Raw genomic sequence first — 15,098 nt, forward strand, 5'->3', positions numbered from 1 at the left:
CGCGGGCGTACCCGGGGTGACGGCCTGTGTCAGGACCGGATCAGGCCGTGTGGCGATCCTTGTCGGCCTGCGGCACCGGATTCACCGGTTGCGCGGACGGCAACTCGGCTGCCGGGGCCGATTGCTGCGACGCCCCGGACGCCTTCGCCGCGGAATTCCCGGAGTTGCCGGAATTCTCGGCACCCCCCGAACCGTCGGACTGCATCTCGCTCATCTCGCTCTTGAAGATGCGCAGGGATCGTCCGACACCGCGAGCGGCGTCGGGCAGCCGCTTGGCGCCGAACAGCAGCAGGATCACCAACGCAATGATGAGCCAGTGCGTCGGGCTCAATGAACCCATCGAAAACCTCCCAAGACTGTAGTATGTCCGATGCTACCGGACCGGTACCGGCCGCTGACCGGCATCATCCAACCCGGCTGCGGCGGCGGGCCGCGGTCCGTAGGTCCGCCAGCAGTTCGCCGCCCGACCAGCGACGGGTCGAGCCCTCCTCCTCCGCCGCCCGCACCAGCTCGATCAGCCGGGCGTTCACCGGGGTCGCCACCCCCACCGTCCGGCCCAGCTCCACGACCTCGCCGCACAGCCAGTCGATTTCGGTGCGGCGCCCCAACGCCAGGTCGTCCGCCATCGACGACCGCGCCATCGGGTCCACCGCCAGCACCGTCCCGGCCACCCGCCCGAATACGGCGTCGGGCACGCTCAGCACGCGCGCCATGACCCGAGGCGGTACCGGAGTCAGCCGAGCGGGACGGATCCCCGCCACGCGCATGGCGGCCAGCGCCTCGGTCTGTGCCAGGCCCAGGCAGCGCCGGTAGTTGCGGGACGCGAGCTCCTCCCGCAGCGGCAGGCCCGACAGCGCATTGACCGCATTGTTGAGGTTCAGCAGCAGTTTCGCCCATTGCACCGGGCGCAGATCCGCATGTAGTGCCGGGGCCAGGCCGGCCCGCTCGAACAGCGGTGCCAGCCGAGTCACGGCCGGGTCGGCAGTCAGTGCCAGGCCGCCCTCGGTGCCGCGGTGGTACCAGCCCTCGCCACGGTGTACGACATTGAACATCACCATTCCGGCCGACACCGGCGAGGCGGGCAGTACCTCCCGGATCACCGCATCGTTGCCGATCCCGTTCTGCAGGCTGACCACCGCGGTCTCCGGCCGGATCCGGCCGCGCAGCTGTGCGGCCGCATCCGCACTCTGTGCCGATTTCACCGTGATCAGCACCAGATCCGCGGTGTCCGCGCTGTCGGGTTCGGTCTCGGTGCGAAATCCGCTCACGGCGACCCGATCTTCGCCCCCGTCCAGATCGGTGAGCCGCAGACCGTGCGCCTGCACCTCGTCGAGCACCCGCGGCCGGCCCACGAAGCTCACCTCGGCACCACCGGCCGCGAGTTTTCCACCCACGAACAGACCGATACTGCCCGCGCCCAGCACTGTCACCCGAACACTCACGCGGGGCCGGCCTCCCCGGCCGCGGATTCGAAGGCCATCTCGCCGCTGTCACCGTAGGCCGCGAGTGCCGCTGTCGAACGCTCACGCACCGCGGTCACCAGCTCCGGCGGACCCAAGACGGTCACTCCGGATCCGAATCCGAGCAACAACCGCGCGATCCAGTCCAGAGTGGCGAAACGCATCGTCGCCTCGACATCACCGTCGGGGTGCACGACCACCGGATGCATCGGATACTGGTCGAGCACCCAGCCGTAATCGGCGCGGATCCGCAGTCGCGCCAGGGCGACCGCCGGATCGTCGGAGAACAGGTCCAGCCCTGCCGTCTCGTCGGTGGCGTGCCGGGGCGGATCCGCCGCCTCGGCGAGTTCGGTCGCCTCCTCGATCCGGTCGAACCGAAACAGCCGCACTCCTTCGGCCTGCCGGCACCAGGCCTGCAGATACGAGTTGTTGTCCACCAGCACGATCCGGATGGGGTCCACGATGCGCTCGGACACCACGTCCCGGCTCGCCGAGTAGTACACCAGCCGGAGCGCATGGCCGCGCGCCAGTGCCGACCGCACCGTCGTCACGGCGGGCGCCTCGACCGGCACCGGCGTATCAGGTGCGTCACGCCCGCCGTCACCGGCGATGGCGGATTCGATCTTCGCGATCGCCGACCGTGCCGCCGTCGGATCCACCATGCCCGGCAGATCCGCGATCGACCGCAGCGCCACCAGCAGGGCGGTCGCCTCGGTCGAGGTCAGACGCAGCGGCCGGTCGATACCCGCGGAGAACGTGACCTCGATGCTCTCCTCGGAGAACGACAGATCGATCAGATCGCCGGGGCCGTAGCCCGGCAGCCCGCACATCCACAGCTGATTCAGATCACTCATCAACTGCTTCGTACTGACTCCCAGGTCGGCGGCCGCCTCGGGCGCGCTGATTCCCGGATTGGCCAGGAAGTACGGAACCATGTTCAGCAGCCGTGACAACCGGGTGGACAACCGCCCGCTCATCGCTGCGCCCCTGTGGCCGGTCCGCTGTTCACCGAGCTCATGCCGACACCTCCGTCCGTTCCAGTACCGAGCGCAACCGGGAGATCACATCGGCGCGCAGATCCTCCGGCGCCAGCACCAGGGCGTCCGGGCCCAGACCGGTGATCAGCCGGGCGAGCCAATCACGGGACCGTACCGGTACCTCGACCACTGCCCCCGGACGTCCGGCCACCTCACGTTCGGCGACCACCACACCCAACCGGCGGATCTCCTGACCACGTTCCTTCGCCACCCATACCGTGGCCGAACCCGTGACCGGCGCCGCGCCCGTGACCCGCGCCACGATCTCACGGAGATCCAGGTCGGCGGGCTTGTGCACCACGTTCTCTGGGCCGTAGATCTCGACCTGCGCGCCGATCCGCGACAGCCGGAAGGTTCGCACCGCGTCGCGATCCCGATCGTGTCCCACCAGATACCAGCGGCCGTGTCGGGTCACCACCCCCCACGGCTCCACATCACGCAGCGCGTACGGCGCGTTGTGGGTCACTCGATGCTGGAATCGCACCGCGCGGCCCGCGTCGATCGCCGCGAGCAGGGTCCCCAGTGCCGCCTCCGAACCGCGGGTGCGCGCCGGCACCGACGGCACCGACGCCGACGCGGCATCCGGGTCCACGTGGACCCCCGCGGCGCGCAACTTCAGCACCGCACTCTCGGCGGCGCTGGCCAATTCCGGAGACTCCCACAACTGCACCGCCACGGCGACGGCAGCCGTCTCCGCGCTGGTCAGATCGATATCGGGAAGTTCGTAGGCATCGCGGTTGATGCGATACCCCTCTTGTCCGGAGTACCGGCCCACCGGGCCGACCTCCAGCGGGATCCCCAGATCCCGCAGTTCGTTCTTATCGCGCTCGAACATCCGGCTGAACGCCTCGTCGCTGGCCGATTCCTCGTATCCGGCGACATTGTCGCGAATGCGCTCCGCGGTCAGGAACTGCCGGGTCGACAGCAGCGCGATCACCAGATTCATCAGACGCTCGACCTTGGAAATCGCCACGTGACACAGAGTAATCGGCGCATCTCGACAGCGGTGCGTCACCGCACCGAAAGACCCGCACGGCGTCCGGATCCGGGCCTTCGGAACGGCCCGGATCCTTCGGCTCACATCGAGGCGATCAGTCGATCCACTCGCTCGTCCACCGAACGGAACGGATCCTTGCACAGCACCGTGCGCTGCGCCTGATCGTTCAACTTCAGATGCACCCAGTCCACGGTGAAGTCCCGGCCGGCCTCCTGCGCGGCGGTGATGAAGTCGCCGCGCAGTTTCGCCCGGGTCGTCTGCGGTGGGGTCGTGACCGCGGCGTCCACCGTCTCGTCCTCGGTGACCCGCTTGACCAAGCCCTTACGCTGCAGCAGATCGAACACGCCGCGACCACGCTTGATGTCGTGATAAGCCAGGTCCAGCTGGGAGATCTTCGGATCCGACAGCTCCATCGAATACCGATCCTGATAGCGCTGGAACAGCTTGCGCTTGATCACCCAGTCGATTTCGGTGTCGACCTTCGCGAAATCCTGAGCCTCCACCGCGTCGAGCGTGCGACCCCACAGATCCACCACCGCATCCACCTGCGGATCGCGTTCGCGATTGCGAAGATGCTCCACGGCGCGGGCGTAGTACTCGCGCTGAATTTCGAGGGCGCTGGCCTGCCGGCCGCCGGCCAGACGCACCGGTTTGCGGCCCGTCACATCGTGGCTGACCTCACGGATGGCGCGGATCGGATTGTCCAGCGCGAAATCGCGGAAGGAGACACCGGCCTCGATCATCTCCAGCACCAGCGCCGCCGTCCCCACCTTCAGCATGGTGGTGGGTTCGGCCATATTCGAGTCGCCGACGATCACGTGCAGGCGACGGTACTTCTCGGCATCGGCATGCGGTTCGTCGCGCGTATTGATGATCGGACGCGACCGGGTGGTCGCCGAGGACACCCCTTCCCAGATGTGCTCGGCACGCTGCGACAGGCAGAATGTCGCTGCCTTCGGCGTCTGCAGAATCTTGCCGGCACCGCAGATCAACTGCCTGGTGACCAGGAACGGCAACAGGACATCGGAGATCCGGGAGAACTCGCCGGCGCGCACCACCAGGAAATTCTCGTGACATCCGTAGGAGTTGCCCGCCGAATCGGTGTTGTTCTTGAACAGATAGATATCGCCGCCGATCCCCTCCTCCGCCAAGCGCTGCTCGGCATCGATCAGCAACTCCTCGAGCACCCGCTCACCCGCGCGATCGTGAGTGACCAACTGCACCAGCGAGTCGCATTCGGCCGTCGCGTACTCCGGATGGGAACCGACATCGAGATACAGCCGTGCCCCATTGCGAAGAAAGACGTTCGAACTACGACCCCAGGACACCACCCGGCGGAACAGATACCGGGCCACCTCGTCAGGACTCAACCGACGGTGACCGTGGAACGTGCACGTCACCCCGAACTCGGTTTCGATCCCCATAATTCGTCGCTGCACACCATCGACATTACAGCCAAGTGATCATCGAAAGTGGCTGTGCGAGCAAGAGGTTGCTAACAATATGGCGCTGCTCCCGCCCAGACGGTGATTTGCCGACCTCGAACCGAGGATTCACCGGCCGACACCGCAGGAGACCGCCGCGCTCTCGTGCGAGAGTGCGGCGGTCTCACCGGGTGCTCACGTGGTGACCAGCGGTTACGGATTGGACGGATCGCCCGCCGACGGGGTCTCCGGCTCGGTTTTCGCATCCTTCTTCGCGCCCTTGCCGACTGCCTTACCGGCTGCGCTGTCGGCGTCCAGCAGTGATTCGAGCGTGGCGCGGGTGATTCTGCGGAATGCACGACGCGGCCGGGCCTGTTCCAAGGTCGCCACCTCGAGGGAGGACACGGCAATACCTTTGGTGTCCTTGTCACCGTTGTCCGGCGACCCCTTCTGCAACGCTTCGACGGCCGTGCGGATCGCGGCACCCAATTCCAGTCCCGGCTGGTAGGTGTCCTTGAGCGCGGTGCTGATGGGGTCGGTATTTCCGCCCATCACCACGAAGTCGCGTTCGTCGACGATGGAGCCGTCGAAGTTGATCCGGTACAACACCGAGTTCGACGCCTGTTCGGGGTAGCCGACCTCACCGATGCAGATCTCCACCTCGTAGGGCTTGAGCTGATCGGTGAAGATGGTGCCCAGCGTCGAGGCGTACATGTTCGCCAGCGCACGGCCCGTCACATCCCGCCGGTCGTACTGGTACCCGCGCAGGTCCGCCTGCAGAATTCCGCCGCGGCGCAGGCTGTCGAACTCGTTGTACTTACCGACCGCGGCGAATCCCACCCGGTCGTAGAGCTCACTCACCTTGTGCAGCGTCGCCGAGGGATTCTCGGCGACGAACAGCACGCCCTTGTCGTACACCAGCGCCACCACACTGCGTCCCCGGGCGATACCTTTGCGCGCAAGTTCGGTCTTGTCGCGCATGATCTGTTCGGCCGACGCGTAGTACGGCAGTGTCATGCTGTAATTCCTTCCCCTACTACCTCCGGCCGCCGACCGTTCACGCGGGCGCACCTCCCTGTTCTGCCGCTGCCCGCGCCGCACCGATCGTCCGCGCGGTCTCTTCCAGGCGCTCGCCGGAAACCTCCAGCGCGCCTTCGGCATTGATGACGGCGGCGGTCGGGTAGATCCCGCGCAGCAGATCGGGGCCGCCGGTGGCGGTGTCGTCGTCGGAAGCGTCGACCAGCGCTTCCACCGCGATCTGCAGGGCACGATCCTCGTCGATATCGCGGCTGTAGGTCTTCTTCAGCGACGATTTCGCGAACATCGACCCCGACCCGATGGCGGTGTAGCCGAAGCGTTCCTCACTGCGGCCGCCGACCATGTCGTAGGACACGATGCGACCGGCACGCTCGGGGTCGGTGGCCTCGAGGTCGTAACCGACGAGCAGCGGTACCGCCGCCATGCCCTGCATGGCGGCGGGCAGATTGTCGCGCACCATTTTCGACAGCTTGTTGGCCTTGCCGTCGAAGGTGAGTGATACGCCCTCGATCTTCTCGTAGTGTTCCAGTTCCACCGCGAACAGCCGGATCATCTCCACCGCGACGCCCACGGTCCCGGCGATACCCGCTGCCGAGAACGTGTCGGTGATGTACACCTTGTCGATATCGCGGCTGGCCAGCAGGTTTCCCTGAGTGGCCCGGCGGTCGCCGGCGATCAGCACACCGCCGCGGTAGGTCACCGCGACGATGGTGGTGCCGTGCGGTGCCAGCTCGCTGGTGGTACCGGACTGCCCGGAGGCCGCGCCGAAGCCGTTGCCAGGCAACAGTTCCGGCGCGTTGGCCCGCAGATGTTCGGAGAAGGAGGAGAGGGCGTACCCCATGTGGAGCCGCGAGGGGTCACCTGATGTCACTGGCCGCCTTTCTGAACGTAAGCACGCACGAAGTCCTCGGCGTTCTCCTCGAGCACGTCATCGATCTCGTCGAGCAGGTCGTCGGTATCGTCGGCCAGCTTTTCGCGGCGCTCCTGTCCCGCGGCCTCCGCACCGGCCGTGTCGTCGTCCTCGTCGCCACCACCGGCGCGCTTGGTCTGCTCTTGTGCCATAGCAGCCGACCTCCTCTGTGATCATCGGCGAGCACCGGAAACCTCCGATGCTCGTACTTCAACACTACCCAGCAACTCCGACAACAGGGCGGATTACCTCGCAATGAGGCATCCGCCGGTCAGGAGGTCAGCTGTTTGACCAGTTCGGCCGCGCTGCCCGCCCCCTCCAGCAACTCGCCCACATGGGATTTGGTCCCACGGCGCGGTTCCAGAGTGGGAATGCGCACCAGCGAATCCCCACCCAGGTCGAAGATCACCGAATCCCAGCTGGCCGCGGCGATATCGGCACCGAAACGGCGCAGGCATTCGCCGCGGAAATACGCACGAGTGTCGGTCGGCGGGGTGGTCATCGCAGCGGTGACCTCCGCTTCGGTGACCAGGCGCTCCATCGAGCCGCGCGCGACCAGCCGGTTGTAGAGCCCCTTGTCCAGCCGCACGTCGGAATACTGCAGATCCATCAGATGCAGCTTCGGCGCCGCCCAGCCCAGCCCCTCCCGGCTGCGCATCCCCTCGAACAGGCGCAGCTTGGCCGGCCAGTCCAGCAGATGCGCGCATTCCATCGGATCGCGTTCGAGCAGATCCAGCACGTGTGCCCACTTCTCGAGCACATCGGTGACCCGCGCATCCGCGGTCCCCTCGCGATCGTGGAACTTCTCCGCCCGATCGAGGTAGATCCGTTGCAGCGCAAGGCCGGTCAGTTCACGTCCGTCGGCCAGGGCCACGGTCGCCCGCAGGGTCGGGTCGTGACTGATGGTGTGCACCGCGGTCACCGGTCGGGCCAGCTGCAGATCCGACAGATCCTCACCGGCCTCGATCAGGTCGAGGACCAGGGCGGTGGTACCGACCTTGAGATAGGTCGACCATTCGGCCAGGTTGGCGTCGCCGATGATCACGTGCAGCCGGCGATACTTGTCGGCGTCGGCGTGCGGCTCGTCGCGGGTATTGATGATGCCGCGTTTGAGCGTGGTCTCCAGCCCGACCTCGACCTCGATGTAGTCCGACCGCTGCGACAACTGGAATCCGGCGTGGTCCCCCGACTGCCCCAGGCCCACGCGGCCCGATCCGGTCACCACCTGGCGCGAGGCGAAGAACGGCGTCAGGCCCACGATGATCTGGTTGAACGGCGTATCGCGGTTCATCAGATAGTTCTCGTGGGTGCCGTAGGAGGCACCCTTACCGTCGACATTGTTCTTGTAGAGCTGCATGCGCGGCGCACCGGGCACACTCGAGGCGTGCCTGGCGGCCGCCTCCATCACACGCTCACCGGCCTTGTCCCAGATCACCGCGTCCATCGGGTCCACGACCTCGGGGGCCGAGTACTCCGGATGGGCGTGATCGACATAGAGGCGGGCACCGTTGGTGAGGATCATATTCGCCGCGCCGACCTCGTCGGCATCGATCACCGGCGCGGGCCCGTTGAGCCGTCCCAGGTCGAATCCGCGCGCGTCGCGTAGCGGGGACTCCACCTCGTAGTCCCAGCGTGTGCGCTTGGCGCGGGGCACTCCCTCGGCCGCCGCATAGGCCAGCACCGCCTGAGTCGATGTGAGAATCGGGTTGGCCGAGGGTTCGGTTGGCGTGGAGATGCCGTACTCGACCTCGATTCCGATGATGCGCTGCATATGTCGAGCCTAGGCGACGGAAGCGTTTTCCGGGCACGCGCGGGCGGACCGGCCCGCCTGCTCCCCGGGGGCGGACGGGCTAGAGCACCGATCGCACCGTCTGCTCGTCGCGCGCCAGCACGGCGCGGCCGTCCGGGGTCACCACGATGGGACGCTGGATGAGTTTCGGCGTACCCGCCAGTGCCTCTATCCACTGGTCGCGGTCCGCTTCGGTACGCGACCAGCCCGGCATCCCGAGTTCTTTCGCCTCCGGCTCCGCCAGGCGAGTGATATCCCACGGCTGCAGCCCGAGCCGGGTCAGCACGGATCGTAGTTCCGCGGCGGTCGGTGGTTCGTCGAGATAGCGCCGCTCGATGTAGTCCACCCCGGCCTCGTCCAGCGCCGCCTTGGCCGCACGGCTCTTCGAGCAGCGAGGGTTGTGCCAGATCTGAGTCTTTTCCGATGTCATATCCGAAACCCTAATCGGCCGACGACGGCGTCGGCGGTGGGTCAGAGCTGCCAGGAGCGGAATTCGATGCACTGGCCGGGACGGACCTGCCCCAGCGCATCGACATCGGCGTCGATCACCGTCCCCACCACCGGATATCCGCCGGTGATGGGGCGATCGGCCAGCAGCACCACGGGACGGCCCGCCGGTGGCACCTGAATCGCGCCGAGAGCCATTCCCTCCGTGGGTAGTTCGCCGGTGTCGACGCGCTGCAGTGCCGGCGCGTCCGCGCACCGTTCCAGCCGCACCCCGATCCGATCGATCTCGGTCGACACCTGCCAGGCGCCGGTGAACAGGTCGGTGGCATTGCGGAACCAGTCGGCACGGGGGCCCAGCAACACCCGCGGCCGCACCGTCGCATCCGTGGGCCCGGCGACGGGCGCGACGTCGACGAGCGGCCAGCCGTGCGGTGGCGCCCCCACCGGCACGGTGTCGTCGCGGCGCAGCGGAGCGGGCCCGATCCCTGCCATGGTGTCGCGACTGCGTGAGCCGAGCACCGGCTCCACCGCGATACCGCCACGCACCGCCAGATAGCAGCGCAGCCCGGTCGCGGCCGTACCGAGCCGCACTCGCTGCCCGGCGCCGACGAACAACACCGAGGCCGGTGGTTCGTGCCGGCCGGCCACGGTGATCGGCACGGATGCGCCGGTCACCGCCACGACCGCCGGTATCTCGAACTCCACCTCGAGTCCGCCCAGCATGCATTCGACGGCAGCAGCCGATTCAGCATTGCCCACCAGCCGGTTCGCCAGCCGCAGCGCACCACGGTCGACGGCTCCCGAGACGCCGACTCCCGCGTGGAACCATCCCGGCCGGCCGAGATCCTGAATCGTGCTCAGCGCGCCGGGCTCGAGCACACGCATCCGGCCCCGCGCCACCCGGGCGGGGCTCATCGGCCCACCGCCTCGAAGCGGACGCTCGTCCCGGCTCGCAACAGGGCGGGTTCGGGCCGATCCAGATCCCACAACGCCAGCTCGGTCCGTCCGATCAACTGCCAGCCTCCCGGTGAATCACGCGGATACACGGCGCTGTATCCACCGGCGAGGGCGACCGCACCGGCCGGAACCACGGTGCGCGCCTGGGCCCGGCGTGGGACCGCCAGCGCGGCGTCCGGGGACCGGAGATATCCGAACCCGGGCGCGAAACCGATGAATGCGCACCGCCACCGCGCCGCGGTGTGCCGACGGACGAGCTCGTCCGGGGGGATATCGAGGAGTTCGGCGGCGGCATCGAGGTCGGGCCCGTCGTAATGCACCGGCACGGACACCACGTCGGCGGCGTCCGCCGCGGCGGTATCGGCGCCGGTGACCAGTGGCAGGGACCGCACCCGGCTCTCGATCCGCGCCGGATCCACACCCCGGTGCAGGGTGAGCAGTACGGTGCGCGCGGCAGGCAGCAGATCGGCCACTCCGTCGATCGGATCGGCCCGCAGCCGGTCGAGCAGGACAGGCAGCCGGGCCTCGTCGGACGGTTCGATCAGCAGCCCCCGGTCACCGGCGAGACGCACGCTCAGCTCGCTCATGCGAAGCTCCGCAACCGGACGCCCTTGTCCACCAGTGCCTGCCGGATCGAGCGAGCCATCCGCACCGCATCGGGCGAATCACCGTGTACGCAGAGGCTGCGTACCTGCACGCCGACCTGCGCGCCGTCCACCGTCGACGCACGGCCGTCCACGGCGATCGATACCGCCTGGGCCAGGGCGGCCTCGGCGCCGAGCACGGCACCGGGTTGCCCACGCGGCACCAGGCGCGCCTGCGGGGTGTACGCGCGATCGGCGAAACCTTCGGCATGGAACGGTATTTCGGCAGCCGCGGCCGACCTGGCCAGTTCCGAATCGGCGGGCCCGAGCAGGCTCGCGCCGCCGAAGGACACCAGGGCCGCCACCACCGCATCGGCCACCTCACGGTCGGCCGCCGCCGAGTGATACAGCGCGCCGTGCGGTTTCACGTAGCGAACGCGGTCGCCCGCGGCTCGGGCGAAGGCATCGAGCGCACCGATCTGATACAGCGATTCCGCGGTCAGGTCGTCCGGGGTCACGGCCATCGCACGGCGGCCGAAGCCCGCGAGATCGCGGTAGGAGATGTGGGCGCCGATCCGCACCGAATGCGCCACCGCGAGCTCGCAGGTGCGGCGCATGATCGACGGGTCACCGGCGTGGAAGCCACACGCGATGTTGGCGCTGGTGACGATGTCGAGCAGGGCGGCGTCGTCGCCCATCGACCACGCCCCGAATCCCTCGCCGAGATCACTGTTCAGATCGATCACCATCGCGCACGACCTCCCGCCTGAGCTGTTTGCCTCCATCATCGTCCCTGCCCGCCCACAGTGCCGCATCGCGTGGGATCCGGTGGCGACGGTGAGCGCTCGCAGACGTTGTCGAGCACGCCACGGCGTGGGTACGCAGCCGCCGATCGCGGCGGATTCCCCGGCCTACCCGGAGGAGGTCACCGCGCCCGCCCAGGCGGCAAAGGCGCCCGGGTTGCGGGTCTGCAGCAGCACTCGTCCCGGTCCGGAGAAGTCGAAGACCAGCCCCTCCCCGGACGTGAACGACTGCAACGAACGTCCCGATACGGCCCGGCGGATCCCGAATTTCATCGCCAGGTCGTAGGCCACCACGTGACCACTGTCGATGGTCACCACTTCACCCGGACGCAGATCGATCACATCCAGGGCGCCGAAGACTCCGACGACGACCTCGCCCTGCCCCTGGGCACGCAGACCGAAGCCACCCTCCCCACCGAACATGTTGGCGAAGCCACCCCACTTCGCCTCGACCTGTACACCATGAGAATTCGCGATCCAGCCGCCCCGACTGATGAAATACGGCCGGTCCGCGGCGATCGGCAACGCCAGCATGTCGCCCGGCAGCGCGGGGGCGACATCCACCCATCCGCCTTCCGGTGGCGCGGTGAACGTGGAGACGAAGAACGACTCCCCCGCCAGGACCGAACGTTTCAGTCCCGCAAGGAATCCCCCTTCCGCCTTCGCGGACAGGCCCACGCCTGCGGAATGAGCCACCATCGCGCCGGTCTCCGCGCGCAGCGGCTCCCCACCGTCGAGAAAACACCGCGCCACCGTCGACGACGGGTTGTGCCGCAACTGCACCTTCATATCGGCCGAGGTTAGCAGCGCGCCGCCGGCCGGGGGCTGCGCTGTGCGGTATCACCCCCCGCTCACGGGCACGGCATGCGATGATGCCGAGCGACCGACGCAGCAACCGGATACGTATTCGTCGAAAGGCCCGCCCAGGTGCACATCGCTTCGCAATTCTCGCAGCCCCGCCCGGACCGTCCCTCCCGCCGATCGCGCAGAACGGCGGTGCGCTGCGGGGTGGCGGCGGCCGGAGCGGCGATCGCACTACTGACCGCAGGGCCGGCCGCGGCGGCTCCCGTCCCGGTACACACGCAGACACCGGGTTGTATGACACCGGGCGACGGCGTACCCAACGGCAAACAATGGCCCGCCGAGCCGGCCATGACCGTCGATCCGAACGCCGGCTACACCGCGACGCTGCAAACGAACTGCGGCACGATCACCGCAACACTCGACGCCGCGGCCGCACCGCATACGGTCAACTCGTTCGCATTCCTGGCCGGTGAGCAGTACTTCGACAACACGCGGTGCCATCGCGTCACCACCGAGGGCATCTTCGTGCTGCAGTGCGGCGATCCCACCGGTACCGGCACCGGCGGGCCCGGTTACCAGTTCGGCGACGAGAATCTCGCCGGGGCGACGTATCCGGCCGGCACGCTCGCCATGGCCAATTCCGGGCCGAACACCAACGGCAGCCAGTTCTTCCTGGTGTACTCCGACAGCCAACTGCCGCCCAACTACACCCCGTTCGGCCGTATCACCGACGGCATGGATGTGTTGCAGAACATCGCCGCGGGCGGTACCAAGGACGGATCCGGCGACGGCGCACCGGCCACCGATATTGTGCTCGGCTCGGTGACCACTGCCCGGCGCTGACAACCGGATACGACGAAGGCCGCGCTCGCACTGCGGGCGCGGCCTTCGTGTATTCGGTGTAGGGCTACCCGAGGCTCACAGGTACTGCCCCGTATTGGATTCGGTATCGATCGCCCGGCTGGCCGAGGCGTTCTTACCGGTGACCAGCGTGCGGATGTAGACGATCCGCTCGCCCTTCTTGCCCGAGATCCGTGCCCAGTCATCGGGATTGGTGGTGTTGGGCAGGTCCTCGTTCTCGGAGAACTCGTCCACGATCGAGTCGAACAGGTGCTGGATACGCAGTCCGGGATTACCGGTTTCCAGTACGGACTTGATCGCGTACTTCTTGGACCGGTCCACGATGTTCTGGATCATGGCACCGGAGTTGAAGTCCTTGAAGTACAGCACTTCCTTGTCGCCGTTGGCGTAGGTGACCTCCAGGAAGCGGTTGTCCTCGCTCTCGGCGTACATCCGGTCCACGACCCGCTCGATCATCGCCTTCACGCACTTGGTGCGATCACCGGAGAACTCCGCGATGTCGTCGGCGTGCAGCGGCAGCCCGTCGGTCAGGTACTTGGAGAAGATGTCCTGCGCCGCTTCGGCATCCGGCCGTTCGATCTTGATCTTTACATCGAGACGGCCCGGACGCAGAATCGCCGGATCGATCATGTCCTCACGGTTGGAGGCACCGATCACGATCACGTTCTCGAGGCCTTCCACACCGTCGATCTCCGACAGCAACTGCGGCACCACGGTCGTCTCCACATCCGAGGAAACGCCGGAACCACGGGTCCGGAAGATCGAGTCCATCTCGTCGAAGAACACGATCACCGGGGTACCTTCGGACGCCTTCTCCCGGGCCCGCTGGAAGATGATCCGGATATGGCGCTCGGTCTCACCGACGAACTTGTTCAGCAGTTCGGGGCCCTTGATATTGAGGAAGAAGGACTTGGCTTCCTTGGCGTCCTCACCGCGGGCCTCGGCGATCTTCTTGGCCAGCGAATTGGCCACGGCCTTCGCGATCAGCGTCTTACCGCATCCCGGCGGGCCGTAGAGCAGCACACCCTTCGGGGGACGCAACGCGTACTCGTGGAACAGATCCTTGTGCAGGAACGGCAATTCCACCGCGTCGCGAATCTGCTCGATCTGACGGCCGAGACCGCCGATGTCCTCGTAGCCGACATCGGGCACCTCTTCGAGGACCAGATCCTCGACCTCGGCCTTGGGAATCCGCTCGAACGCGAAGCCGGCCTTGCTGTCGACCAGCAGCGAGTCACCCGCGCGCAGACGGCGCACCGGCTGATTCGGGTCCTCGGTGTCGTCGGCGTCGACCAGGGCCGTCAGCGGACCGGACAGCCACACCACCCGCTCCTCGTCGGCATGGCCGACGACCAGGGCGCGACGCCCGTCGTCGAGGACCTCGCGCAGGGTTCCGATCTCTCCGGTCCGGTCGAAGGTGCCGGCCTCGACCACCGTGAGTGCCTCGTTCAGGCGCAGCGTCTGGCCGTAGTGCAGTTCGGCGGTATCGATGTTCGGCGAGCAGGTCAGGCGCATCTTGCGCCCGGAGGTGAACACATCCACCGTCTGGTCGTCGTACACCCCGATCAGCACGCCGTAGCCGCTGGGCGGCTGGCCCAGCCGGTCGACCTCCTCACGCAACGCCACCAACTGCTGACGGGCCTCTTTCAGGGTGTCCATCAGTTTGGTGTTGCGAATCGTCAGCGAATCGATACGAGCTTCCAATTCCCTTGACCGATCCGGCGAGTCGGCGAGTTGCCTACGGAGTGCAGCCGCCTCGGCGCGTACCACCTCGAGTTCTCTCCAGGCCGCCGAATCCGAATTCTCGATGGGGCTCATGATGCTGCTCCTCCCAGTCCCGGTCTATCAACGCTACCGGGCGCGAACCGTTCTCGCTTTCCGACATGGTTTCGTCGTGATCACATCTCAGCTGCGGTCTACCGGCCCGGTCAACCATGTTAGCCTGCCCTAACCTAGATTCGGCGAGGGATTTCGCCGGACCGAACCG

The 15,098-nt window shown here is 67.3% G+C and carries 16 protein-coding genes; 1 reads left to right on the forward strand and 15 read right to left on the reverse strand.

Annotation, left to right across the window (positions count from 1 at the left end; all coding sequences use genetic code 11):
- Positions 1–40: 40 nt before the first annotated feature.
- From tatA to NV2_RS10200, 14 genes are all read right to left on the reverse strand, one after another.
- Complete coding sequence (tatA, locus tag NV2_RS10135; protein ID WP_067871313.1) at positions 41–340, reverse strand: Sec-independent protein translocase subunit TatA; 300 nt, start codon at positions 338–340, stop codon at positions 41–43.
- Between the two features lie 64 nt (positions 341–404).
- Positions 405–1,442, reverse strand: a complete 1,038-nt coding sequence (locus NV2_RS10140) for a 2-dehydropantoate 2-reductase (protein WP_084474276.1) — start codon at positions 1,440–1,442, stop codon at positions 405–407.
- A complete protein-coding gene (locus tag NV2_RS10145) occupies positions 1,439–2,437 on the reverse strand; it encodes a helix-turn-helix transcriptional regulator (RefSeq protein ID WP_067871315.1) in 999 nt (332 codons plus the stop codon). Before NV2_RS10145 ends, NV2_RS10140 begins: the two co-directional genes overlap by 4 nt.
- Positions 2,438–2,474: 37 nt before the next feature.
- Positions 2,475–3,470, reverse strand: coding sequence for a helix-turn-helix transcriptional regulator (locus NV2_RS10150; protein ID WP_157102836.1), 996 nt, complete (start codon positions 3,468–3,470; stop codon positions 2,475–2,477).
- Between the two features lie 104 nt (positions 3,471–3,574).
- Complete coding sequence (gene pafA, locus NV2_RS10155; RefSeq protein ID WP_218018966.1) at positions 3,575–4,933, reverse strand: Pup--protein ligase; 1,359 nt, start codon at positions 4,931–4,933, stop codon at positions 3,575–3,577.
- 198 nt (positions 4,934–5,131) lie between these two features.
- Entirely contained in the window at positions 5,132–5,935 is an 804-nt protein-coding gene (gene prcA, locus NV2_RS10160; RefSeq protein WP_067871317.1) for a proteasome subunit alpha, read from the reverse strand.
- 40 nt (positions 5,936–5,975) lie between these two features.
- On the reverse strand, positions 5,976–6,797 hold the full coding sequence (gene prcB, locus NV2_RS10165) for a proteasome subunit beta (protein ID WP_067871318.1): 822 nt from the start codon (positions 6,795–6,797) through the stop codon (positions 5,976–5,978).
- A gap of 26 nt (positions 6,798–6,823) precedes the next feature.
- A complete protein-coding gene (locus NV2_RS10170) occupies positions 6,824–7,018 on the reverse strand; it encodes a ubiquitin-like protein Pup (RefSeq protein ID WP_067871319.1) in 195 nt (64 codons plus the stop codon).
- Between the two features lie 119 nt (positions 7,019–7,137).
- Positions 7,138–8,637 carry a depupylase/deamidase Dop gene (gene dop, locus NV2_RS10175; RefSeq protein ID WP_067871320.1) on the reverse strand — a complete coding sequence of 500 codons (1,500 nt, stop codon included), beginning with the start codon at positions 8,635–8,637 and terminating at the stop codon, positions 7,138–7,140.
- A gap of 79 nt (positions 8,638–8,716) precedes the next feature.
- Positions 8,717–9,085 (reverse strand): arsenate reductase family protein, encoded by a 369-nt coding sequence (locus NV2_RS10180; RefSeq protein WP_067871321.1) that lies wholly within the window; start codon positions 9,083–9,085, stop codon positions 8,717–8,719.
- A 41-nt stretch (positions 9,086–9,126) separates the two neighbouring features.
- Positions 9,127–10,017, reverse strand: coding sequence for a 5-oxoprolinase subunit C family protein (locus NV2_RS10185; RefSeq protein WP_084474278.1), 891 nt, complete (start codon positions 10,015–10,017; stop codon positions 9,127–9,129).
- Positions 10,014–10,646 carry a 5-oxoprolinase subunit B family protein gene (locus NV2_RS10190; RefSeq protein WP_067871323.1) on the reverse strand — a complete coding sequence of 211 codons (633 nt, stop codon included), beginning with the start codon at positions 10,644–10,646 and terminating at the stop codon, positions 10,014–10,016. The genes NV2_RS10185 and NV2_RS10190 overlap by 4 nt, the downstream gene beginning before the upstream one ends.
- Positions 10,643–11,392: a LamB/YcsF family protein gene (locus NV2_RS10195; RefSeq protein WP_157102837.1), complete on the reverse strand. Its 750-nt coding sequence runs from the start codon at positions 11,390–11,392 to the stop codon at positions 10,643–10,645. Before NV2_RS10195 ends, NV2_RS10190 begins: the two co-directional genes overlap by 4 nt.
- Positions 11,393–11,554: 162 nt before the next feature.
- Positions 11,555–12,235 carry a TIGR00266 family protein gene (locus NV2_RS10200; protein ID WP_067871324.1) on the reverse strand — a complete coding sequence of 227 codons (681 nt, stop codon included), beginning with the start codon at positions 12,233–12,235 and terminating at the stop codon, positions 11,555–11,557.
- A 309-nt stretch (positions 12,236–12,544) separates the two neighbouring features.
- On the opposite strand from NV2_RS10200, the gene NV2_RS10205 reads away from it, so the two are divergent.
- The gene (locus tag NV2_RS10205; protein WP_084474310.1) at positions 12,545–13,093 is read left to right on the forward strand and encodes a peptidylprolyl isomerase; all 549 of its coding nucleotides are present in this window, start codon (positions 12,545–12,547) and stop codon (positions 13,091–13,093) included.
- Positions 13,094–13,168: 75 nt separating this feature from the next.
- Here the strand turns inward: NV2_RS10205 and arc are convergent, their stop codons facing one another.
- Complete coding sequence (gene arc, locus NV2_RS10210) at positions 13,169–14,929, reverse strand: proteasome ATPase (protein WP_067871325.1); 1,761 nt, start codon at positions 14,927–14,929, stop codon at positions 13,169–13,171.
- Between the last annotated feature and the right edge of the window lie 169 nt (positions 14,930–15,098).

It is taken from the genome of Nocardia vermiculata NBRC 100427, assembly GCF_001613265.1.
Classification (GTDB): domain Bacteria; phylum Actinomycetota; class Actinomycetes; order Mycobacteriales; family Mycobacteriaceae; genus Nocardia; species Nocardia vermiculata.